The following is a 21,923-nucleotide window of genomic DNA, read 5'->3' as shown; positions in this document are numbered from 1 at the left end:
ACGGCGACATGGCCACGCACGAGAGCGGGGAGAGCCGCTCCCCCGGCGGCGCGACCGCGCTGACCCGGGCGCTGAGCACCATCAAACGCCTGCGGGCGGAACTCGAGGAGGCACGCGGCGAGCAGCCGCTGGCCGTGGTCGGGATCGGGCTGCGGATGCCCGGCGGCATCCACGACCTGGACGGCTACTGGGAGGCCCTGGCCGCCGGGCGCGACCTGATCCGGCCGCTGCCCGAGCACCGCAAGGGCCCCTTCGCCGAGGACTGGAAGGGCCTGCCGCAGCAAGGCGGTTTCCTGGACGACGTGTTCGGCTTCGACGCGCCCGTCTTCGGGATCGGCGCCCGCGAGGCGCCCAACCTCGACCCCCAGCAGCGGCTGCTGCTGGAGGTCGGCTGGGAGGCGCTGGAGGACGCCGGGCTGCCGGCCTCCTCGCTCGGCGATCGCGTCACCGGTTTCTTCGTCGGCGTCACCAACCACGACTACGCCGACTGGCGGCCGGCCGAGTCCGACTTCCTGTGGGGCGTGGGCAACCACCCCTGCTACGCCGCCGGGCGCGTCGCCCACACCCTGGGCTTCACCGGGCCCGCCATGACGGTGGACACCTCGTGCTCCTCGTCGCTGGTGACGGTCCACCTGGCCCGGCAGGCGCTGGCCCGCAAGGAGTGCGACATCGCGCTGGCGGCCGGGGTGAACCTGATCGTGTCGCCCTCGTCCACCGAACTGATCGCGCAGTCCGGGCTGCTGGCCGCCGACGGCCGGTGCAAGCCCTTCGACGCCTCGGCCAACGGCTTCACCCGGTCCGAGGGCTGCGGGGTGGTCGTGCTCAAGCGGCTGTCCGACGCGATCCGCGACAACGACCGGGTGCACGCGGTGATCAGCGGTTCCGCGGTGAACCAGGACGGCCGCTCGGCGAGCATCACCGCGCCGAACGTGCTGTCCCAGATCGCCCTGTTTCGGGCGGCGCTGGCCTCCGCGGGGCTCACCCCGGCCGACATCGGCCTGGTGGAGGCGCACGGCACGGGTACGGCGCTGGGCGACCCGATCGAGATGGAGGCGATCGTGGCGGGCCTGGACCGGGCGGCGGGCGGCCCGCCGCTGCGGGTCGGCTCGGTCAAGGCCAACCTCGGCCACCTGGAGTCGGCGGCCGGCGTGGCGGGGCTGATCAAGGCGATCGCGTGCGTACGCGAGGCCGCGGTGCCGCCGCTGACGCACTTCAGGACGCTCAACCCGCGGATCGACCTGACCGGTACCGGCATCACCCTGCCGACCGCGCTGACCGGCTGGGACGGCGGTGGCCGCCACGCGGCCGTGAGCTCCTTCGGGATGAGCGGCACCAACGCCCAGGTCATCGTGGGCCCGCCGCCCGCGCCCGGGCCGGCCGCGGCCGGCGCGCCGGACCCGGAGCCGGTGCCGGTGTCCGGCTTCGAGGTGGCGGCCCGTACCCCCGAGGCGCTGCGCGAGCTGGCCGGGCGGTACGCGGCCGTGCTGGACACCCTCAAGGACGCGGACTACCCGGCGTTCGCCTACACGGCGACGTTCGGCCGCGCCCGCCACCGGCACCGGGCCCGGATCACCGCCACCGACCCGGCCGCCGCCCGCGCGGCGCTGGCCGCCCTGGCCTCCGGCGCGATCCCGGAGCACGTCGGCCTCTCGGAGAACGACGACCCGGGCACGTCCGAGGCTCCCCTGCCGCGGCGGGTGCTGAGCCTGCCGGCCTACCCCTGGCAGCGCCGCGAGCACGTGACGGTGCCCGCGCGGTTCGCCCCCGCCGAGGCGTAGCCGCCCCACGGCGAAGGCCCGCGCCCCCGGATCCTTCTTCCGGGGGCGCGGGCCTCGTCCGTGTACGGGGACGGCCTCAGCCCGTGCCGGCCGCCCGCGCTCCGAGGAGTTCGGCCCGCACGTCGTCGAGCACCACCCGCACCATCCTGCCGTGGTCGCGTTCCAGGAACGCGAAGTGGCCGCCGCTGAGGGCGACCACCCGGCAGTGGGCCGTGGTGTGCCGGGGCCAGTCGGACAGGCGGTCCGCGGGGACGAGCGGGTCGGCCAGCCCGGCCAGGACGGTCAGCGGGGCGGCGACGCGGGCGGTGCCCGCCTCGGGTTCGGCCTCGGCGCCCAGCCGCAGGTCCCCTTCGAGGCGGGCCAGCAGCGAGGCACGGATGTCGGGGTCCTCCAGGATCACCGAGGGGGTGTCGCCCGCGTCCTGGAGGACCCGCATCAGGTCGCGTTCGCCGGTCGCCCGCAGCGCGGCCCGCGGCTGCGGGCCGGGGGTCTGGGAGGCCACCACGAGGTGGTCGCACAGCGCGGGGCGGCGCGAGGCCACCAGCAGCGCGAACAGCGCCCCCACACTGCACCCGAAGAACGCCGTGGGCAGCGGCGGCAGCGCCCGCAGGCCGCCCTCGACGCCGTCGACCAGGCGGGCGCAGGTGGTGCCGGGTTCGGCCGCCCGGTGCTCGCGGCCCGGCAGGGTGACGCCCAGCACCTCCACGTCGGGCGGCACCAGGGCCGCCAGGCCGGTCAGCGCGAACGGCCCGGCGCCGGCGTGCGGGAAGACCAGCATCCTGCCGCCGGGGCGGGCCCCGGCCGGGCGCAGCATCGTCAGCCAGCCGCCCGCCGTCCCGTATCCGGCCGCGGCGGGCGGGTACGGCCGGGTCCCGGCCGGCGGCGTCATGAGCCCGGCTCGGCGGTGAAGGGCGCCAGCCGCTCGTCGGTGACCTTGCGCAGCCGGTCGCGGATCTCGCTGTCATAGACGGCCTGGTGGGCGGAGGCGCGGCGCCTGCCGTCGAAGTACTCGCCGCTGTACCGGCCGCCGGCCTCGCCGGTGGCGAGCTCCAGCACCGGGCCGACGCCCGCGCTGACCGGCACCCACGGCGCGTACCCGGCCTCGGTGACCTGCTTGGTGTCCATGAACGTCGCCGGGTGCAGGCAGTTGACGGTGACCCCGGCGTCCTTCGCCTCGGGCGAGCGGCCCAGGTCGACGGTGAAGGCGGCCAGCGCGAACTTGCTGCGGAAGTACGCCTCCGCGCCGCCGTACCCGGAGGTCATGTCGACGTCGCGGAAGTCGACCGGCGCCTGGCCGACCGAGCCGACGTTCACCACCCGGGCGGGCGCCGAGGCGGACAGCACGGGCAGAAGCAGCCGGGTCAGCAGCACCGGGGCGAGGTAGTTGACCGCCAGCCGCAGCTCGTGGCCCTCGGCGCTGGTCTCCCGCTGCTTGTACGGCGCGCGGCCCGCGCCGATCCCGGCGTTGTTGACCAGCACGTGCAGCGGCCGGTTCCTGGCGCGGACCTCCAGCGCCAGCTCCCGCACCCGCGCCAGCGAGGACAGGTCGGCGACCAGCGGCCGCGCGCCCCCTGCCGTACCGTCCAGCTCTTCGGCGAGGGCCTGCGTCCGCTGCCGGTCGCGGCCGTGCACCAGCACGTGCACGCCCTGCTGGGCCAGTGCGGTGGCGACGGCGCGGCCCAGCCCGGAGGTCGCCCCGGTGACCAGAGCGGTCCTGGCTGCTTCTGCCATGGTCAGTCCTTTGCTGAGGGAGGTTGTGCGTGGGGTTGTTCGGGGTGCTCGGGGTGTTCGTCGGATACGTGTGCGTGCGGGTGTGCCGGTACGGGGAGGTGTGCGCGGGCGGCGGGGTCGCGCAGTTCCACCGCGACCATGACCAGCGTGTCCTGCGAGGTGTTGGCGAGGTAGTGGCTGAACGGCAGCCGGTCGGGGCCGTTGAAGCGGACGTCGCCGGTGGCGGCGCTGCCCACCGCGATGAGTTCCCCGTCCGGGGTGCGCGACTCGCCGGCCGCGCCGGAGACCACCACGGTGATCCACGGGTGGCGGTGGGTGTGGGCGGGCCTGCGCTCACCGGGGCCGACGCGCTCCACCCACGCCTTGACGTACTCCTCGTCCACCAGCAGCTCCGTGCCGAGCGCGACCCACGGCTCCACCACGTCGCCGTCCGGGCCGCCGCCCGCGGATCGCGCGCTCGTGCTCGTACCCGTACCCGTGCCCGTACTCGTCTCAGTGGACATCGGTCGCCGCCTTCGCGCCGCGCAGCAGCCGCCGCGGGTTGTCCTCGAAGAGGGTCGTCAGCGCGGTGTCGTCCAGTCCGGCGTCCCGGAGCCCGGGCAGTACCCGGGAGTGCAGGTGCGAATAGGTCCACTGGGGGGAGAGCATCGCCCGCTGCTCGGGGGTGACGTGGTCGATGAAGGAGGCGCAGTCGTGCGAGAGAAGCACCTGCTCCAGGGCGCCCAGCGCGCTCAGCGCGGTGAGGTTCGCGACGCGCTGCGCGTCCGGCAGCAGCGCCTCCATCCCGAACCTGTCGATGCCGATGTACGCGCCGCTCGCCGCGAGCTCCCGCAGATAGCCGGCGTCCGTGCTCTCCCCCGCGTGCGCAAGCACGACCTGGTGGGCATCCACACCCTCCTTGACGAGAAGTTCCAGCACCGGCAGCGCGTTGCCCGCGACCGGGTCGGTGTGCACCACGACAGGCACCCCGGTGCGGCGGTGCACCTCGCCGACCGCGGCCGCCAGCCTCCGCACCGTGGCGTCGGGTTCGGGCCGCTCGCTGACGAACTTCAGCAGGGCGGCGCGCACACCGGTGCCCGCGATGCCGTTCCGGATGTCGCTCTCCAGGAGGTCGACGACCGGCTCCGGGCCGTCGAGCATCTCACCGGGCCCGCGGTAACGGAAGATCTGCGGCATGCCGTCGACGGTGTAGACACCGGTGGCGACGACGATGTTGACCCGGGTGCGCTCGGCGACCGCGCGGACCAGGTCCAGGTCGCGGCCCTGGCCGAGCACGGTCATGTCGACGATCGTGCGCACGCCCAGGTCGTACGCCGCCTCCAGCTCCGCCGCGGCCTTCGCGACCCCGGCCTCCCGGTCCCACAGGCCCGGGAAGTTGTGGTGGATCTCCGGGTTCCAGACGAACAGGTGCTCGTGCGAGAGCGTCACGCCCAGCGCGGTGCTGTCCACCTCGCCGCGCACGGTCGGTACCTGGAACGCGTCCGTGGTTGCCATCAGGGCCCCCTCCGATGAATGTCCGCTACGAATGGCCGGTGCTGCCGGTCCCCGCGGGCACGCGTCGGCGCGCGCCCGGGTCCCGACAATGATCCGAAGGCGTCCTAAGCCCGGCCTTGCCCCGGCCTGACGGCCGGGGCGGGCGGGCCGGTCAGCCGGCTTCGGGCAGGTCGGCGAGCAGCGGGCTGGGCCGGTTGTAGGCGAAGGCCAGGGCGAAGCGCTCCCACTCCACGTCGGCGACGGCGACCACGCCGTCCTCTCCCTCCAGGGTGAGCGCGAAGGCCGCCATGGCGGACGCGGGCGGCATGGAGGCGAGCCCGAACCGGTTCAACTGGGCGGAGTGCTCGGTGTTGTGGGCGGCCATGCCGATCTCGTCCCAGGGGCCCCAGGCCATCGCCATGGAGGTACGGCCGCGGCGGCGGCGCTGCTCGGTCAGCGCGTCCAGGAAGGCGTTGGCGGCGCCGTACGCCCCCAGGCCCCCTCCGCCGCCCCACACGCCCGCGATGGAGGAGAAGACCACGAAGGCGTCCAGCGGGGTGTCCCCCAGCAGCTCGTCGAGCAGCGCGGCGCCGGTGGTCTTCGCGCCGAGGGACCGGGCGAGTTCGGCCGGCCCGGTCCCGGTCAGCGGCGCGGAGAAGTCCACCCCCGCCGCGTGCACCACGGCGGTCAGCGGCCACTTGTCCGGCAGCGCGGCCAGCACCCCGGACAGCGCCTCGCGGTCGGCCACGTCGCAGGCGGCGACGGTGACCGCGGCGCCGGCCGCGGCCAGTTCGGCCTCCAGCTCCGGCACGCCCGGGGCGTCGGCGCCGCGCCGGCTCAGCAGCACCAGGTGCTCGGCGCCGTGCGCGGCGGCCCAGCGGGCCACCTCCGCGCCCAGTCCTCCGGTGCCGCCGGTCACGAGCACGCAGCCGCGGGGCCGCCAGCCGCGGCCGTCCTCGTGCCGTACCGGCAGCGCCCGCGCGAGCCGGCGGGCCAGCACGCCCGAGGGGCGCACCGCCACCTGGTCCTCGCCGCGCCCGGCCAGCACGCCGAGCACCCGGTCCGCGGTGGCCGCGTCCCACTCGCCGGTGACGTCGATCAGGCCGCCCCACAGGTCCGGGTGCTCCAGCGCCGCGACCCGTCCGACTCCCCAGATCTGCGCCTGTACCGGGGAGAGCAGCGGCTCGTCCGCGCCCGGCGCGACGGCGCCGCGGGTCACGCACCACAGCGGCGCGGTCCGTCCGGCGGCGCCGAGCGCCTGGAGCAGGGCCACGGTCGCGGCGAGACCGGCGGTCACCGAGGGGTGGTCGGCTCGGCGCCGCTCGTCCAGGCCCGTGAAGGACAGCACGCCGGCGAAGTCCAGGCCGGCCAGTTCGTCCACGAGCGCGGCGGAGGGCGGGGCGGCCTCGGCGGTCGTCCCGTCGACGGCGATCCGTACGACCGCGGCGCCCGCGGCCGTCAGGGCCTGCGCGCACCCCTCCACCAGCGGGTCGTCCGCGACGGCCGGCGGTACGGCCAGCAGCCAGGTCCCGGCCGGCCGCGCGGCGGGCCCGGCGTCGCCTTGCAGCGCCTTCCACACGATCCGGTAGCGCCAGCCGGCCACGTTCCGCTCCGTCCGCGGGTCGGGGGCGGCCCCCGCGTCCGGCCGCGCGTGCGCGGGATCGCGGACGGGGCCGCCCGCGGTGGCCGGGCCGGAGTCCCGGGTCGGGTCCTGGGTCGCTTTCTGGGTGGGCATCGGTCCTCATCCTTCGATGGCGCGGGCTGTGCGCGGGTGCGCGGGCGTGGCCGACCGGCCGGCGTGCCGCCGGGCCGTCCTTGGAGCCTACGAACGCCGTCCCGGCCGGCCCCGCAGCCGCCGGCCAGCGCCGCTGGAGCGGGGCTTGAGCGGTCCTGGAGCGGCACTTGAGCGGGGCTGGAACGGGGCGTTCCACGTCAAGCGGGTGTCACAGGCTGGAGCGCGGCTTGAGTGCTCCTTGAGTACGGCTGGAGCAGGCCGTGAGTACGCCCGCAGCCGCCCTCCAGTCCGGCTGAGCGCACCCCTGTGCCGCGCGCCAGCGCATCCGCACTGGGCCCTGCGGCCCTGCTGGGACGTGCGGCTTCAGGTGTGACGCCGGCCCGCCGCCCAGTGATCACGAATGCTCTGGCGCCCCATCCCGAACAGGGGTCGCAAGGGAGGTCTGGTAGACACGGCTTCGGAATCGGTCCGATTCCGCGGACAAGGACCGGGCGGCACATCAGCGTCGAAGCGTGCGCCCCGAGGGTCCTGTCCCTCGTCCACGGGCTTGCTTATGGGGGAGCGCCATGAAGGACAAAAACGGCAAAAGCGGTGAAGGCGACAAAGACGCCGGCAGATCCGGCTTGATCAGCAGGCGCGGATTCATCGGGGCCTCGGCGGCGGGAAGCGCGGCCGTGGGTCTCGCGCTCACCGGCGCCGGCCCGGCCGCCGCGGACACCCCGGCGGCCGCGACCACCGCGGGCACCTCGGACACCACGACGACCGCCTTCTGCGTCACACCGCCGAACGCGGTCACCGTCACCGCGAGCGACCCGCGGTACGGCTACCTGACCACCCGCGGCAAGAACGTGCGGTTCACCAGCACGGCCAGCGACGTCCACCAGGTGTTCACCACCGGCCAGGTGGTCGCGGCGGTGGAGTCGGCGGTGGCCGCGGGTCAGCGAATAGCCGTACGCGGCGGCGGCCACTGTCTCGACGACCTGGTGGACAACCCGTCCGTCCAGACCGTCATCGACATGTCGCGGATGAACGCGGTGTATTACGACAGCACCCACCAGGCGTTCGCCGTGGAGGCGGGCGCCCTGCTGCAGGACGTGTACGAGACGCTGCTGCTGGGCTGGGGCGTGACCGTCCCGGGCGGCACGTGCCCGACCGTGGGCGTCGGCGGCTACGTCGCCGGCGGCGGCTTCGGCGCGATGACGCGGCAGCACGGCATGTGCGTGGACCACCTGTACGGCGTCGAGGTCGTGGTGGTGAACGCCGCCGGCAAGGCGTCGGTCGTGCTGGCCACCCGTGACCCGGGCGACCCGCACAACGACCTGTGGTGGGCCCACACGGGCGCGGGCGGCGGCAACTTCGGGGTGGTGACCCGCTACCTGTTCCGCTCGCCGGTAGCGGTGACCAGCACCACCAGCCCGTCGGCGCTGCTGCCCGCGCCTCCCGCCACCACCCTGGTCACCACCGCGGTGTGGTCCTGGTCGAAGCTGGACCGGACCTCGTTCAGCACCCTGGTGGCGAACTACGGCGCCTGGGTGGCGGCCAACAGCGCGCCCGGCGGACCGTACTCCAGCCTGTTCAGCGGACTGCTGCTGGAGCAGGCCAGCCTCGGCACGGTCGCGCTGATCTGCGAGATCGACGGCACCCTGGCGAACGCCAAGCAGCTGATGAGCGACATGCTCACCGCGGTCAACCAGGGCACGGGCGTCGACTACGCCGTCCAGCAGAGCACCATGCCGTGGATGGACGCGGCGGTGGCCGGCCTGTACGGGGGCACGCCGAGCGCCAACAACCGCAGCAAGGGCAAGGGCGCCTACCTGCGCGAGCCCTACACCGCGGACCAGATCGGCACGCTGTACACGTACCTGTCCAGCGACACGTACTCCGGGCTCGGCGCGATCGTCCTGTTCTCCTACGGCGGCCAGGCCAACGCGGTCGCGCCGGCGGCGACGGCGAACCCGCACCGCGACTCGGTCATCCTGAGCTACCTGGCCACCTACTGGTCCGACCCGAGCCAGGACGACGAGCACGTCGCCTGGGTCCGCTCCTTCTACCAGGACCTGTACGCGGGCACCGGGGGCGTGCCCGCGCCGGACACGGGCACCGACGGGACGTACATCAACTACCCGGACACCGACCTCGCCGACCCGTCCCTGAACACCTCGGGGATCTCCTGGTCCAGCCTGTACTTCAAGGGCAACTACGCCCGGCTGCAATCGGTGAAGCGGACGTACGACCCGGGGGACGTGTTCCGCCATTCGCTGTCGATCCGGCCGTAGGCCGGGGTGCCGACCGGATCGGCCGGTACTCCCAGTACTCCCAGTACGAGTGACAAGCATGCGGGGGCTGTTTCATCATGCGCTACGAGATCCTGGGGCCGCTACGAGTCATCAGCAATGACGCTGAGCATTCGTTGACCGCACCGAAGACCGAACAACTGCTGGGCACCCTGCTCGCACGTGCCGATCAGGTCATACCCTCCGGGCAACTGGCCGTGGAACTGTGGAACGGCAATCCGCCGCGCCGCGCCGACGCCGGACTGCACGTCCACATCTCCCAACTGCGCCGTTTCCTGGAGCAGTTGACGGAACGGCCGGACGCGCCCAGTCCGGTGGTCACCAGGAACCCGGGCTATCTGCTGCGGCTCGGCGAGGACTGCCTGGACCTCCAGGAGTTCGAGGCGGCGATGGCCGAGGGCAGGAACAAGCTGCGGCGGGACCTGCACCGGGCGGCGGCCGCCGCCTTCGAGCGGGCGCTGTCGCTGTGGCGGGGCCCGGTACTGGGCGGGATGGCCACCGGACCCGCCCTCGCCACGCTGGACGCCTGGGTCGAGGAGGCCCGTCTGGAGTGCACGGAACTGCTGATCGAGGCCAAGCTGCGGCTCGGCCGGCACCGCGAGGTGGTCAGCCAGCTCACCTCGCTGATCGGCGAGCATCCGCTGCGGGAGGGCTTCTACCAGTACCTGATGCTGGCGCTCTACCACTGCGGCAGGCAGGCCGAGGCGCTCCAGGTCTACATGCGGGCGCGCCGCACCATGATCGAGGAGGTCGGTGTGGAGCCGGGCCGCGGGCTGCGCAAGCTGCACGAGGCGATCCTGGCCGACGCCACGGTGCCGACGCTGCCGATGGCGGTGTAGGAGCCGGTGGCACCCGGGCCGCCGCCTCCCGTGCGTACGGGGGCGGCGGCCCGGGCGGCCGCCCGTACGGCGCTGCGGGCGGAACGGGCGCGGGAGGTGGGGACGTTGCCGGAACGGGCCGGCTCAGGAGGCGGGCATGAGGGCGATCTCGCCCGGCACCCGGTGGTTGGCGAGGATCTCCTGGTGCAGCCGCTCCAGGTGGTCCGTGGGTTCGAGGCCGAGTTCGTCGACCAGGCGGCCGCGCAGCGCGCGGAAGCTCTCCAGGGCGGCGGCGCGCCGGCCCGAGCGGTGCAGGGCGGTCATGAGCTGCCCGTGCAGGTTCTCGTGCAGCGGGTTGGCGGCGGCCACACCGGTCAGATCGGGAAGGATCTCCCGGTGCCGGCCGAGCCGAAGCTCGATCTCGAAGCGCTGCTCCACACTGCTCAGCCAGAGCTGTTCGAGCCGCCGTACCTGGACCTCCACCACGGGGCCGTGGGCCACGTTCTCCAGCACCTGGCCGGTCCAGCCGGAGGTGGCATCGCGCAGGCAGGCCGCGGCGGCGTCGTAGTTGTGCCGGGCGGCCTCCAGCCGGCCCTGCCCCACCTTCTGCTCGAACCGCGCGAAGTCCACCAGTGCCTGCGGCGAGCGCAGCACGTAACCGCCGGGCTCGGTGAGCAGGACCTGCCCGGCCAGGTCCTCGCGCCGTTCGCCGTCCGCGGCGGCGGCCAGGAAACGTCTGAGCTGGCTCACATAGGTCTGCAGGGTCGCCGCGGCGCTGCGTGGCGGATTACTGTCCCACAGCTCTCCCATCAGCGTGTTCACCCGCACCATGTGATTGACGTTCAGCAGGAGCACGGCGAGTAATTTCCGCTGCTTGGATGCTTTGGGCGTCATGCGACGGTCACCGGACCGTACTTCCAGTGAACCTAGAACGTTGAACTCCAACTCGGGCCCCCGTTCCCCCGGTTACCGGGCGTCACAGGATGACACCCGTCGGGAATCATAGCATTGTCAATGCACGCGTTCATGTGTCCGGTTGCACACTTATCGGCCTGTTGTACCGGGAAGCCATCGTTCCCGGAGTCCCCTCTCGATAGTCGCAGACTGGCCGGCGCTTAGGTCGGCCAGGAAACATCAATGAACAAGCAAATTCCGTTGCGCAGGACTCGGGGGTAACCGTCGCAATGCTGGGCACCGTAGCGGGTACATTTCACAGGATCTCTCTTCTCGACGGATTCTCCATTGACGAATGGATGCCTTCCGTTTCGTCCGCGAGTCCGCTGCGCGTGGTGGCCTACCTCGCGCTCCACGGGCCGACGGCGCGCCAGCGGATCGCCGGCGCGCTGTGGCCGGACGCGCCGCAGGAGCGGGCCCTGGGGTCGCTGCGCACCGGGATATGGCGGCTGCGCCGGGAGTTCCCCGGCCTGCTGGACGTCCGCGGCGGCGTCCCCCGCCTGCACGAGGAGGTCACCACCGACGTGCAGGAGCTGTCGGCGACCGCGCGCCGGGTGCTGGACGAGGACGGGTACCTGCCGCCGGATCTGACGGTCCTGCTGCGCGGCGGCGAGCTGCTGCCGCTGTGGCTGGACGAGTGGATCGCCGCCGACCGGGACCGGCTGCGGCAGCTGCGGCTGGACGCCCTGGACACGGCGGCCGACGTGCTGATCGCGCGCGGCCGGCCCGGGATGGCGCTGCAGGCGGGCCTGGCCGCGCTGGCCGCCGACCCGCTTCGGGAGAGTTCGTGCCAACAAGTCATCCGGGCGTACCTCCGGCAGGGGAATCTGGCTCAGGCCCGCAAGCAGTACGAGGAGTACGCGGCCCATCTCGCGCTGGAGCTCGGGGTCGATCCGAGTCCCGCCACCCGGCGCCTGTTCGCCTCCGACGCCCGGGCCCTGGTGCTCCAGCGGTGGTTCGGCGCCGGTTCCGGCGGCTGACCCGCGGGCGCGGGTGCGGCACCGGGGTGTGCGCCGGCGCCCGCGGACGGCGGCCCCGTCGGCGGACCGGTCGGGGGTCCGGCTCCGCCGACGGGGAGCGGGTGGGCGGTCAGCGCGGCGCCATCGGTCCGCGCATCCGCTCGGTCACCTCCCACAGCCGGCGGGCGGCCCCCCGGTCCATCGACTGCGGTGCGGAGTGGCTGGGCATGAAGCGGTCGTAGTAGCGGCCGCGTTCGACGTCCGGCGCGGTCGCCAGGTGCGCCAGCGGCTTCGCGCCCTGGCCCGGCGGCAGCAGGAACCAGTGGGTGGCGGCGGTCAGCAGCCGCAAGCCCGGATTGCGCACCGACCGGACCAGCCGGGTGCGGACCATGCCCGGGTGCACCGCCACCATGGTCAGGTCCGCGAACCGCCGCTGGAACTCGTAGGTGAACAGCAGGTTCGCCAGCTTGCTGCGGCCGTAGGCGAGGAAGGTGCTGTAGCCGCGCTCCATCTGCAGGTCGTCGAAGTCCAGGGCGGTGCTGCCGGCCGAGAACAGCGCGGCCCGGTGCCCCTCGGAGTTGGTGTTGACGATCCGGCCGTCGCCCCGCCGGAGCAGCGGGAGCAACTGCTGGGTCATCGACCAGGGGGCCAGGTGGTGCACGGCGAAATTGGTCTCCACGCCCTCCTCGGTCAGCCGCCGGTGCGAGAGCATCACCCCGGCGTTGTTGAGCAGGGTGTCGACCCGGTCGGTGAGCGACCCGATCTCCTCGGCCACCGCCGCCACGCCGGCCCCGGTGGACACGTCACCGGCGACGAACACCGGCTTCACCGGGCTGCCGGCACCGATGTCGGCGACCAGCGACCGGCCGCGCCGGGCGTCCCGGCCGCACAGGAACAACCGGTGTCCCTGCGCGGCCAGCCGGGCCGCGGCGTGGCGGCCGATGCCGGAGGTCGCGCCGATCAGCACGATCGTGCGCTGCCCCCCTCGGTTGTCGCGGACGCTCATCGGACGGCTCAGGCGTCCGCGGCGTGCAGCTTCTTGATCCCCATCACGCCGGCGAGCATGCCGTCGCGGGTGCTCAGCGGCAGCCGGGAGATCACGCCCACCAGGCGGGTGTCGGGCCCGACCTTGTAGCGCGGCTTGGGCTTCTTCACGGTGAGCGCCTTGAGGACGGCGTCGGCCAGGATCGACGGCGGGGACGGCTTCATCTTCGCCATCGCCGCGCCGACCGCCTCCAGCTGCTCGGCGTACAGGTCGAGCTGCTCCTGGGCGAGCGCCGCGTTGGCCTTCTGCTGGGCGGCGGCGGCCTTGGCGAAGATCTGCGTCTCCAGGGCGCCCGGCTCCAGCACCACGACGGGGATGTCCCAGTACGCGAGCTCCAGCCGCAGCGCGTCCGACAGCGCCTGCAGCGCGGCCTTGCTCGCCGAGATCGGCCCGAAGAAGGGGCCGGGGACGCGGGCGGTGGACGCGGTGATGTTGACCAGCCGGCCACGTCCGCGGCGCAGCAGCGGCAGGAAGGCCTGGGTGACCGCCGCGGGACCGAGGACGTTCACCTCGAACTGCTGGCGCAGGTCGTCGGCCGGGACCAGCTCCATCGGGCCCTGGATGATGATGCCCGCGTTGTTGACGATGCCCGCGAGCGCCGTGTCGCCCTTGGCGTACACCGACTCGACCGCGGCCGCGATGCTCTCGGGGTCGGTGACGTCGAGCCGGATCGGGTGGACGTTGCGCTTCGCGCCCTGGAACTCGTTCACGTTCCGGACGCCCGCGTACACCCGGTAGCCCTGCTCGGCCAGGGCACGCGTGGTGGCCAGGCCGACGCCACCGGACGCGCCGGTCAGCAGGACCGCGCGAGAGGTTTCGTTGTTCGACATCAAGATCGCCTCGACATGGTTCGTAAGACGGGACCGTGCGACATGAACTGTGGAACATGAGCCGTGCGACATGTTGTCGGCACATGGTCGACGGTACATGGTCACCCGTACATGATGTCAACCACATGTGCGTATCTACATGTCATGGTTCCCGTGTCGCGTGGCCATGTGCCAAGATGGGGAATCCGAGACGAAATCGCTGGCGAGGAGCGTGTCGATGTCGCTGCGTCATGGCCTGCTGGGCCTGCTGGCGGAAGGGCCGGCGAGTGGCTACGACCTCGCCCGGCGGTTCCAGGAGGGCATCGGCTCGGTCTGGCCCGCGCAGCATCCGCAGATCTACTCGGAGCTGAACCGGCTGTCCAAGGCCGGGCTGATCGAGGTGGACAGCCACGGCCCGCGCCGCCGCACCGCCTACCGCATCACCGACGCGGGCCTGGCCGAGGTGCGGCGCTGGCTCAGCGAGGACGAGGTCGACCACAGCGTCCGGATGGAGATCCTGCTGCGGTCCTTCTTCTTCTGGCTGATGGACCCGGACGACCTGAAGTCCAGGCTCGCCGAGGAGCAGAAGTACTTCGAGCAGTTCGCGAGCACCCTGCGCGCCTACGCGGGCGCCAAGGACCGCGGCGAATGGGGCACCAGCCGCCGCACCCGGGCGCAGCGGATCGCCGTGGAGGCGGCCATCCGGATGAACGAGGCCCTGGCCGACTGGGCCCGATGGGCCCAGGAGAGCGACGTCATGACCGACGAGAACTTCGGCAAGGGCGAGCCGGCCGCGACCGGCTCCGAGCCGGAGGCCCCGTAGCGGCCGGTCCGCAACCGGGTCCACAGCCGCCGTCCGCAACCGGTCCGCAACCGGTCCGCAGCCGCCGTCCGCGGCCGCGTCCTGGTCGCAGAGCCCGCCCGGTCGTGTCCGCGCGCGCCGCCGTCCGGCATGCTGGCCGGGACACTTACCGGCGCTCACCTGCGCTCACCGCGACGAAGGGGTTGTGCGATGGCCGACAGCGTGCTGTACGAGGTGGCCGAGGGACTGGCCACCGTCACCTTGAACCGGCCCGACGCCATGAACGCGCTCGACACCGCGACCAAGAACGCGCTGCGCGACGCGCTGCGGGAGGCGGCCGGCGACGAGGCGGTGCGCGCGGTGCTCCTGACCGGCAAGGGGCGTGCCTTCTGCGTCGGCCAGGATCTGAAGGAGCACGTGGAGATCCTGGCGGCGGGCGGCGGCATGGCCACCGTGGCCGAGCACTACAACCCGATCGCGACGGCCATCGCGACGATGCGCAAACCCGTCGTCGCGGGGGTGAACGGGGTGGCCGCGGGGGCGGGCGCGGGCTTCGCGTTCGCCGCGGACTACCGGATCGCCGCGGACACCGCCTCGTTCAACACCTCGTTCGTGGGCGTCGCGCTCACCGCGGACTCGGGCATGTCGTGGACCCTCTCCCGGCTCGTCGGCTTCGGCCGCGCCCAGGAGCTCCTGCTGTTCCCCCGCGCGGTCAAGGCCGCCGAGGCCCTGGACCTCGGCCTGGTCCACCGGGTCGTCCCGGCCGCCGAACTGCCCGCGGAGGCGGCCGCCGTCGCCCGCCGGCTCGCCCAGGGGCCGACGCTCGCCTACGCGGCGGTCAAGGAGTCCCTGGCGTACGGCGCCGACCACTCGCTACCCGAGGCCCTGGCCAAGGAGGACCAGCTGCAGACCAGGGCCGGGGCCTCGCAGGACCACAGGGCGGCGGTGGCCGCCTTCCTCGACAAGACCACGCCGAGGTTCACCGGCCGCTGACCGCGCGACCGGGCACGCGGTCGGCCTGCGAGCCCGCCCCCGCGCCCGCCCCCGCGCCCGGCGTCCGCTACGGCAGCTCGCGCGCGAAGCAGTCCGCCAAGTGGTCGTTGACCAGCCCGCAGGCCTGCATCAGCGCGTAGGCGGTGGTCGGGCCGACGAACCGGAAACCGCGCTTCTTGAGGTCCTTGGCCAGCGCGGTCGACTCCGGGGTGGTCGCGGGCACGTCGGCGAGGGCGCGCGGCGCCGGGCGGGCCGCGGGGTCGGGCGCGAAGGACCAGATCAGCGCGTCGAGGCCGCCGTCGTAGCCGTCCCGTACGGCGGCGGCCGCCGCCGCGTTGGCGATGGCGGCGTCGATCTTCGCGCGGTTGCGGATGATGCCGGCGTCGGCCAGCAGCCGCGCCCGGTCGGCGTCGGTGAACGCCGCCACCGCGTCGATCGAGAAGTGCCCGAAGGCGGTACGGAAGCTCTCCCGGCGGCGCAGGATCGTGATCCACGACAGCCCGGACTGGAACGCCTCCAGACAGATCCGCTCGAACAGCGCGTCGTCGCCGTGCACGGGCCGGCCCCACTCGCGGTCGTGGTAGTCCACGTAGTCCGGCGCGGACAGCCCCCACCCGCAGCGGGCCAGCCCGTCCTCGCCGACCACGGCGCCGGCCACCGGCTCACTCACCGGAACCCCCTGGCGCGCCCCGCTCCCCGTGGTCGCCCGCGCCCGGCTCCTGGCCGCCGGGCCCGCCGTCCGGCGTGTGCCCCTGCGTGTACCGCGGACCGTACGGCTGTCCGTAGTCCTGCCCGTAGTCCTGGCCATGGTCCTGCCGGTAGTCCTGCGCGTACTCCGGTCCGTATTCCTGGCCGGGAGCCTGGGCGGACTCCTGCCCGCGCACGTGCTCGGCCGACGCCTCGGCGTACTCCCCCGGCCCGCGGCCCGCGCGCGACCCGGCCAGCGACGTCTCCAGCTCGGCGATCCGGGCGTCGCGCTCGGCGAGTTCCGCGCCGAGCCGGTCGAGCACCTCGTCCACGTCGAGCATCCGGTAGCCGCGCACCGCGACCGGCAGGCGCACCGCGTCGATGTCCGAGCGGACCAGCGGCCGGTCCGGGGGCAGCCGGTCCTCCAGCCGGTCGGGCACCGCCTCCTTCAGCGCGCCACCGTCGCCGAGCACCGCCAACGCCACCGCGGCGACCACCGCGACCAGCGCGATGAGCATGAACCAGAACAAGTCGATCTCCCGGGTGCGGCCCTTGCGCCCTGTCCGTCAGGACGTGTCAGGCACGATCGTGCCACGATCGCATGAGTCTGAGATGAGGAGCGGCAGTGGCACTTCGGCTGGGCACCCGGGAATTCGGCCCGCGGGAGCAGGTGATCATGGCGATCGTCAACCGGACGCCGGATTCGTTCTACGACCAGGGGGCCACGTTCACCGACGAGCCGGCCCTGGAACGGGTCGCCGCGGCCGTCGCGGAGGGTGCCGCGATCATCGACATCGGCGGCGTCAAGGCGGGTCCTGGCGAGGAGGTGTCGGCGGCCGAGGAGATCCGCCGCACGGCCGGTTTCGTCGCGGAGGTACGGCGGCGCCACCCGGACGTGGTGATCAGCGTCGACACCTGGCGGCACGAGGTCGCCGAGGAGGTCTGCGCGGCGGGCGCCGACCTGCTCAACGACGCCTGGGGCGGGGTGGACCCCCGGCTCGCCGAGGTCGCCGCGCGCCACGGCGCGGGCCTGGTGTGCACGCACGCGGGCGGCGCGCGGCCGCGCACCCGGCCGCACCGGGTCGGCTACGAGGACGTGATGGCCGACATCCTGCGGGTCACCGTCGGCCTGGCCGAGCGGGCGCTGGCCCTCGGGGTGCGGCGCGACGCCATCCTCATCGACCCCGGGCACGACTTCGGCAAGAACACCCGCCACTCGCTGGAGGCGACCCGGCGGCTGCCGGAGATGACCGCCACCGGCTGGCCGGTCCTGGTGTCGCTGTCGAACAAGGACTTCGTCGGCGAGACCCTCGACCGCCCGGTCAAGGAGCGGCTGATCGGGACCCTCGCGACGACGGCGGTCTCGGCGTGGCTGGGCGCCCGGGTCTACCGCGTGCACGAGGTCCGTGAGACCCGGGAGGTGCTCGACATGGTCTCGGCGATCATGGGCGACCGTCCCCCCGCCGTCGCCCGGCGGGGGCTGGCGTAGCCCCCCGGCGGCCCCCGGCCGGTTCCCTCAGGCGCTTTCCTTCGTCACCCGGTCCACCGCGTCGTCCACGTCGTCCGTGACGTGGAAGAGCTCCAGGTCGGCGGGGGACGCCTTGCCCTCGGCGACCAGGGTGCGCCGGACCCAGGAGGCCAGGCCGCCCCAGTAGTCCGTGCCGAACAGGACGATCGGGAAGCGGGTGACCTTCTTGGTCTGGACGAGCGTGAGGGCCTCGAAGAGCTCATCCAGGGTGCCGAAGCCGCCGGGCAGCACGACGAAGCCCCGGGCGTACTTCACGAACATCGTCTTGCGGACGAAGAAGTAGCGGAAGTTCACGCCGATGTCGACGTAGGGGTTGAGGCCCTGCTCGAAGGGCAGCTCGATGCCCAGGCCGACGGAGACGCCGCCGGCCTCCAGGGCGCCCTTGTTGGCCGCCTCCATGGCGCCGGGGCCGCCGCCGGTGATCACCGCGAAGCCGGCCTCGGCCAGCGCCCGGCCGATCCGCACCCCGGCGTCGTACTCGTACGAGTCCCTGGGGGTGCGGGCGGAGCCGAAGACGCTGACGGCCGCGCCGAGCTCGGCCAGGGCGCCGAAGCCCTCCACGAACTCGGACTGGATGCGCATCACCCGCCAGGGGTCGCCGTGCACCCAGTCGGTGGGCCCGTGGCTGTCCAGCAGCCGCTGGTCGGTGGTGCCGGACTGGATGTGGCCGCGTCGCCGCACCACGGGGCCGGTGTGCCGCTCGGGCCAGCCCTGCCCGGAGGACACCTGCTGGGCCGCGGCGTTCGCCGCGGCCGCGGCCTCCTGGGCCTCGTCCGATTCGTAAGCGTCAGTCATACCTCGCAAGCGTACGCACCCGCCCGCGCCTGGCGGACGCGGCGGGCGGAGGCGGCCGGAGCCGCGGTCAGGAGGCGGCGGGCGCTCCGGTCAGGGCGCGGCGGACGGCGCCAGGGGGACGGCCCTGGGCGCCTCTATCCGCCCGCTGACCCAGGTGAAGGCATCGGGGAACATCCGCCCCCACGTCTTCCAGTTGTGCCCGCCGTTCTTCACCCGCATCGTCGTGACGACGGTGGGCGGTTGCGCGGCGACGGTGATCTGGTCGGCGTACGCCGGCGGGCTCTCCGGGTCCTGGAGGCTGGACTCGACCAGGAGCTGGGTGTCGGGCCGGGTGTTGCGGGCCAGCCACAGCGGGGAGCGGACGCCGTCGGCCGGGTTGTCCGGCGCCAGGGCGGCGCCCGCGGCGAACCGGTTCGGGTACTCCAGCGCGAGCCGGGCCGCGCAGTAGCCGCCGGTGGAGATGCCCATCACCGCCCAGCCGCGGGGCGCGGGCAGGGCGCGGAAGTTGTGCTCGACGGTCTTGACGACGTCGTCGGTGAGCCAGGTGCCGACCTTGCTCTTGCCCGGCACGTCGGCGCAGCCGGTGTTGACCCGGTCCGGGGTGATCGTCGGGAGTACCAGGATCGCCGGTTCCGCCCGGCCCGCGGTGATCTCGTCCTGCATGATCTGCCCGAGCCGCATGCCGCGCAGGAAGCTGTGCGGGGTGCCCGGTATGCCGTGCAGCACCTCGATCACCGGGAACCGGGTGTGCGCGAACTCCTTCTTGCCGTACTGTGGCGGCAGCCAAACGATCACGTCGCCCTTGGTGCCGGAGTCCCAGCCGCGCACGCTGGCCCGCTGGAATCCCTGGGAGTAGTCGGTGAACCTCACGCGGTAATCGGGCCTGACCGGAGTGGTCGTTGCCGTCGGGGTGGCCTTCCCGCCGCTGTTGGCGTTGCCGAGCAGGTCGTCCCAGGAGGCGTAGAAGCCGTACTGGTTGTTGACCATGACCATCACCACCAGGATGGCCGTGATCTGGCACAGGACGATCATCCCGACGCGCGCGGCCACTTTCAGCGGTCGCGGGCCGCGCACCTTGGACCACAGGATCACGGCGCCGGCCATCGCCCCTATCGCGATGACGAAGAGCAGTACTGCGAACCATCTGCTGGTCAGCCCCACGACGCGCCTCTTCCCCCCATCCGACCGTGACGTGTCCGATCACACCTTGCCGGGAATGAGGACCCGGACGCACCCCAGTTCGGTTGCTCCGCGGGGCGGTGAGAGCCATCATCAGGGCGCTGACCAGTGTGTTTTCGCGTTACGGACAGATTACGCGGGCCCGCGGGGACCGACCAGGGGTTCCGGTCGGCCAGGGGGCGCGGGCGCCGGCGCCGCTCAGCCGGCGAGCCAGCCGCGCAGCTTCTCCTCGGCCTCCAGTACGGCGGCGGCGGCCACGTGCTCCTCGCGGGTGTGGGCCAGGGCGGGATCGCCGGGGCCGTAGTTGACCGCCGGGATCCCCAGCGCGGAGAAGCGGGCCACGTCCGTCCACGCCGCCTTGGCGGTCGGCTCGGTGCCGATGGCCTCGACGAACGCGGCGGCGGCCGGGTGGGACAGCCCGGGCAGGGCCCCCGGGGCGCTGTCGGTGAGCACCACCTCGTACCCCTCGAACAGGTCGCGCACCCGCTGCAGCGCCTCCTCCTGCGTCTGGTCGGGAGAGAAGCGGTAGTTCACGGTCACCGTGCAGAAGTCGGGGATCACGTTGGTGGCGTGGCCGCCGCTGATCAGCACCGCGTTGAGGCCCTCGGGGTAGACCAGCCCGTCGATCTCCACCCGCCTCGGCTCGTGGGCGGCCAGCCGGGACAGGATCGGGGCGGCCTTGTGGATCGCGTTCTCGCCGAGCCAGCTGCGCGCCGAGTGCGCCCGCTTCCCCGTCGTGCGCACCTCCACCCGCAGCGTCCCCTGGCAGCCGCCCTCGACGCGGCAGGCGGTCGGCTCCATCAGCACCGCGAAGTCCGCGGCCAGCCAGTCCGGATGCCGGTCGACCAGCCGCTTCAGCCCGTTGAACTCGGCCGCGATCTCCTCCGCGTCGTAGAAGACGTACGTCACGTCGCGGTTCGGCGCCTCCAGCGTCGCGGCCAGCCGCAGCTGCACCGCCACGCCCGCCTTCATGTCCGAGGTCCCGCACCCCCACAGCAGCCCGCCGGCGTCCATCCGGCTCGGCAGGTTGTCCGCGATCGGCACCGTGTCCAGGTGCCCGGCCAGCACCACCCTTTCCGCGCGCCCCAGTTCGGTCCTGGCCACGACCGCGTCCCCGTCGCGCTCCACCCGCAGCCACGGCACGTCCCGCAGCGCGGCCTCCACGAGGTCCGCGAGCGCCTTCTCCTCCCGGCTCACGGACGGCACGTCCACCAACTGGGCGGTCAGCGCGACCGCGTCCTGCGCGAGATCGAGTCCGGTATGCATGGCAGAAGGCTAACGAAGCCGCGCCGGGCGCCACGTGGTCGGCGCGGTCCGGGGCACCCGCGTGAATTCGCTACTCTCACCGTCGTGCCGAACCCCCCGAAAAAGCGTCACCCCTTGCGCTTTGTCGCCACATTGCTCGCCGTGCTCGCCGTCATCGGGTTCGTCGCGTACCACTTCGCGGCCAAGGGCCCCGCGGGGGCCGGGTGCACGGTGACGGCCGAGGCCGGCACGCTGGCACTCACCTTGGAACAGGCCTCGAACGCGGCCACGATCGCCGCGGTGGCGGCCTCCCGCGGCCTGCCGGAGCGGGCGGTGACGATAGCGCTGGCCACCTCGATGCAGGAGTCGCGGCTGCGCAACCTCGACCACGGCGACCGGGACTCGCTCGGGCTGTTCCAGCAGCGGCCCTCGCAGGGCTGGGGCACGGCCGCGCAGATCCTCGATCCGGTGCACGCCTCGGGCGAGTTCTTCGCCACCCTGGTGAAGGTCCCCGACTACACGCGGCTGCCGCTGACCGAGGCCGCCCAGCGCGTCCAGCGGAGCGGCTACCCGGAGGCGTACGCCAAGCACGAGGCCGACGCCACGCTGCTGTCCCGGGCCCTGACCGGGCGCGAGGGCGGGGCGCTGAGCTGTACGACGGGGGCGGACCGGCCGGACGGCGCGGGCGGCCCGGGCGGTGATCCGGCACGGGTGACGGCCCGGCTGCACCGGGAGTTCGGCGGCCGGGTACGGCCGCGCACCGACGCGGCGGCCCGTACGGTCGCGGTGCCCGCCGCGCCCGCGGGCGGCGCGGCGAAGTCCGGCGGCCCCCCGCGCGGCTGGGAAGTGGCCCAGTGGGCGGTGGCCCAGGCCCGGGACCTCAAGGTCGAGCAGGTCGCCTACGCGGGCAGGCGCTGGCAGGCGGCCCACGCCTCCAGGGGCTGGCAGCCCCTCACCCCGGCCGGGCGCCCCGACGGCCTCGTCCGCATCACGGTGGCCAGGTAGCGCACGGCTTTCCGGGGAGCCGCGCGGGGCGCCGCGAACGCCGGTCTGCCCGCTCCGGTCGCGGGCTGCTTCCGCTCATGGTGATCCTGCCGG

At 73.5% G+C, this 21,923-nt stretch carries 21 protein-coding genes; 8 read left to right on the top strand and 13 right to left on the bottom strand.

Annotated elements, in window-relative coordinates; all coding sequences use genetic code 11:
• The first annotated feature begins 8 nt into the window (after positions 1-8).
• Positions 9-1,778 (top strand): polyketide synthase, encoded by a 1,770-nt coding sequence (locus K7G61_RS09200; protein WP_225846209.1) that lies wholly within the window; start codon positions 9-11, stop codon positions 1,776-1,778.
• Positions 1,779-1,854: 76 nt separating this feature from the next.
• Here K7G61_RS09200 and K7G61_RS09195 read toward each other — a convergent pair whose 3' ends face one another.
• The 5 genes from K7G61_RS09195 to K7G61_RS09175 form a co-directional block, all read right to left on the bottom strand.
• Positions 1,855-2,667 (bottom strand): thioesterase II family protein, encoded by an 813-nt coding sequence (locus K7G61_RS09195; RefSeq protein ID WP_225846208.1) that lies wholly within the window; start codon positions 2,665-2,667, stop codon positions 1,855-1,857.
• Positions 2,664-3,509 carry an SDR family NAD(P)-dependent oxidoreductase gene (locus K7G61_RS09190; RefSeq protein ID WP_225846207.1) on the bottom strand — a complete coding sequence of 282 codons (846 nt, stop codon included), beginning with the start codon at positions 3,507-3,509 and terminating at the stop codon, positions 2,664-2,666. The genes K7G61_RS09195 and K7G61_RS09190 overlap by 4 nt, the downstream gene beginning before the upstream one ends.
• A 2-nt stretch (positions 3,510-3,511) precedes the next feature.
• On the bottom strand, positions 3,512-4,012 hold the full coding sequence (locus K7G61_RS09185) for a hypothetical protein (RefSeq protein WP_225846206.1): 501 nt from the start codon (positions 4,010-4,012) through the stop codon (positions 3,512-3,514).
• Complete coding sequence (locus tag K7G61_RS09180) at positions 4,002-5,003, bottom strand: phosphotriesterase (RefSeq protein ID WP_225846205.1); 1,002 nt, start codon at positions 5,001-5,003, stop codon at positions 4,002-4,004. Before K7G61_RS09180 ends, K7G61_RS09185 begins: the two co-directional genes overlap by 11 nt.
• 151 nt (positions 5,004-5,154) lie before the next feature.
• Positions 5,155-6,717: a beta-ketoacyl reductase gene (locus K7G61_RS09175; RefSeq protein WP_225846204.1), complete on the bottom strand. Its 1,563-nt coding sequence runs from the start codon at positions 6,715-6,717 to the stop codon at positions 5,155-5,157.
• A gap of 674 nt (positions 6,718-7,391) precedes the next feature.
• On the opposite strand from K7G61_RS09175, the gene K7G61_RS09170 reads away from it, so the two are divergent.
• Both K7G61_RS09170 and K7G61_RS09165 read left to right on the top strand, forming a co-directional pair.
• The gene (locus tag K7G61_RS09170) at positions 7,392-8,993 is read left to right on the top strand and encodes an FAD-binding oxidoreductase (RefSeq protein WP_225846203.1); all 1,602 of its coding nucleotides are present in this window, start codon (positions 7,392-7,394) and stop codon (positions 8,991-8,993) included.
• Positions 8,994-9,127: 134 nt separating this feature from the next.
• Positions 9,128-9,850, top strand: coding sequence for an AfsR/SARP family transcriptional regulator (locus K7G61_RS09165; RefSeq protein WP_308190613.1), 723 nt, complete (start codon positions 9,128-9,130; stop codon positions 9,848-9,850).
• Between the two features lie 123 nt (positions 9,851-9,973).
• On the opposite strand, the gene K7G61_RS09160 is transcribed toward K7G61_RS09165, so the two are convergent.
• A complete protein-coding gene (locus K7G61_RS09160) occupies positions 9,974-10,723 on the bottom strand; it encodes an AfsR/SARP family transcriptional regulator (RefSeq protein ID WP_225846201.1) in 750 nt (249 codons plus the stop codon).
• A gap of 359 nt (positions 10,724-11,082) precedes the next feature.
• Here K7G61_RS09160 and K7G61_RS09155 point away from each other — a divergent pair, with 359 nt between their 5' ends.
• Positions 11,083-11,763: a BTAD domain-containing putative transcriptional regulator gene (locus K7G61_RS09155; RefSeq protein WP_225846200.1), complete on the top strand. Its 681-nt coding sequence runs from the start codon at positions 11,083-11,085 to the stop codon at positions 11,761-11,763.
• 109 nt (positions 11,764-11,872) lie between these two features.
• Here the strand turns inward: K7G61_RS09155 and K7G61_RS09150 are convergent, their stop codons facing one another.
• Together K7G61_RS09150 and K7G61_RS09145 are read right to left on the bottom strand one after the other, a co-directional pair.
• Positions 11,873-12,748 (bottom strand): SDR family NAD(P)-dependent oxidoreductase, encoded by an 876-nt coding sequence (locus tag K7G61_RS09150; RefSeq protein ID WP_225846199.1) that lies wholly within the window; start codon positions 12,746-12,748, stop codon positions 11,873-11,875.
• A gap of 8 nt (positions 12,749-12,756) precedes the next feature.
• A complete protein-coding gene (locus tag K7G61_RS09145) occupies positions 12,757-13,617 on the bottom strand; it encodes an SDR family oxidoreductase (RefSeq protein ID WP_225846198.1) in 861 nt (286 codons plus the stop codon).
• Between the two features lie 217 nt (positions 13,618-13,834).
• On the opposite strand from K7G61_RS09145, the gene K7G61_RS09140 reads away from it, so the two are divergent.
• Positions 13,835-14,419: a PadR family transcriptional regulator gene (locus tag K7G61_RS09140; RefSeq protein WP_225846197.1), complete on the top strand. Its 585-nt coding sequence runs from the start codon at positions 13,835-13,837 to the stop codon at positions 14,417-14,419.
• 189 nt (positions 14,420-14,608) lie between these two features.
• The gene (locus tag K7G61_RS09135; RefSeq protein WP_225846196.1) at positions 14,609-15,391 is read left to right on the top strand and encodes an enoyl-CoA hydratase/isomerase family protein; all 783 of its coding nucleotides are present in this window, start codon (positions 14,609-14,611) and stop codon (positions 15,389-15,391) included.
• Between the two features lie 67 nt (positions 15,392-15,458).
• On the opposite strand, the gene K7G61_RS09130 is transcribed toward K7G61_RS09135, so the two are convergent.
• The gene (locus tag K7G61_RS09130; protein WP_374204092.1) at positions 15,459-16,061 is read right to left on the bottom strand and encodes a DNA-3-methyladenine glycosylase I; all 603 of its coding nucleotides are present in this window, start codon (positions 16,059-16,061) and stop codon (positions 15,459-15,461) included.
• Positions 16,054-16,608, bottom strand: a complete 555-nt coding sequence (locus K7G61_RS36910; RefSeq protein ID WP_308190612.1) for a DivIVA domain-containing protein — start codon at positions 16,606-16,608, stop codon at positions 16,054-16,056. Before K7G61_RS36910 ends, K7G61_RS09130 begins: the two co-directional genes overlap by 8 nt.
• Before the next feature lie 146 nt (positions 16,609-16,754).
• On the opposite strand from K7G61_RS36910, the gene folP reads away from it, so the two are divergent.
• Positions 16,755-17,567 carry a dihydropteroate synthase gene (folP, locus tag K7G61_RS09120; RefSeq protein WP_225846346.1) on the top strand — a complete coding sequence of 271 codons (813 nt, stop codon included), beginning with the start codon at positions 16,755-16,757 and terminating at the stop codon, positions 17,565-17,567.
• A 27-nt stretch (positions 17,568-17,594) separates the two neighbouring features.
• On the opposite strand, the gene K7G61_RS09115 is transcribed toward folP, so the two are convergent.
• The 3 genes from K7G61_RS09115 to dapE form a co-directional block, all read right to left on the bottom strand.
• Entirely contained in the window at positions 17,595-18,401 is an 807-nt protein-coding gene (locus K7G61_RS09115; RefSeq protein ID WP_263984114.1) for a TIGR00730 family Rossman fold protein, read from the bottom strand.
• 90 nt (positions 18,402-18,491) lie between these two features.
• Entirely contained in the window at positions 18,492-19,562 is a 1,071-nt protein-coding gene (locus K7G61_RS09110; protein WP_225846195.1) for an esterase family protein, read from the bottom strand.
• Positions 19,563-19,778: 216 nt separating this feature from the next.
• Positions 19,779-20,846 carry a succinyl-diaminopimelate desuccinylase gene (dapE, locus tag K7G61_RS09105; protein WP_225846194.1) on the bottom strand — a complete coding sequence of 356 codons (1,068 nt, stop codon included), beginning with the start codon at positions 20,844-20,846 and terminating at the stop codon, positions 19,779-19,781.
• Positions 20,847-20,930: 84 nt separating this feature from the next.
• Between dapE and K7G61_RS09100 the strand changes: the two genes are divergently transcribed.
• A complete protein-coding gene (locus K7G61_RS09100) occupies positions 20,931-21,830 on the top strand; it encodes a heavy metal transporter (RefSeq protein WP_225846193.1) in 900 nt (299 codons plus the stop codon).
• Positions 21,831-21,923 lie beyond the last annotated feature (93 nt).

Origin of the sequence: Streptomyces sp. HPF1205 (assembly GCF_020400825.1) — a bacterium.
Taxonomy (GTDB): domain Bacteria; phylum Actinomycetota; class Actinomycetes; order Streptomycetales; family Streptomycetaceae; genus Actinacidiphila.
Note: the sequence above shows the minus strand (reverse complement) of the source record. Positions and strands in the feature narration are given on the sequence as shown.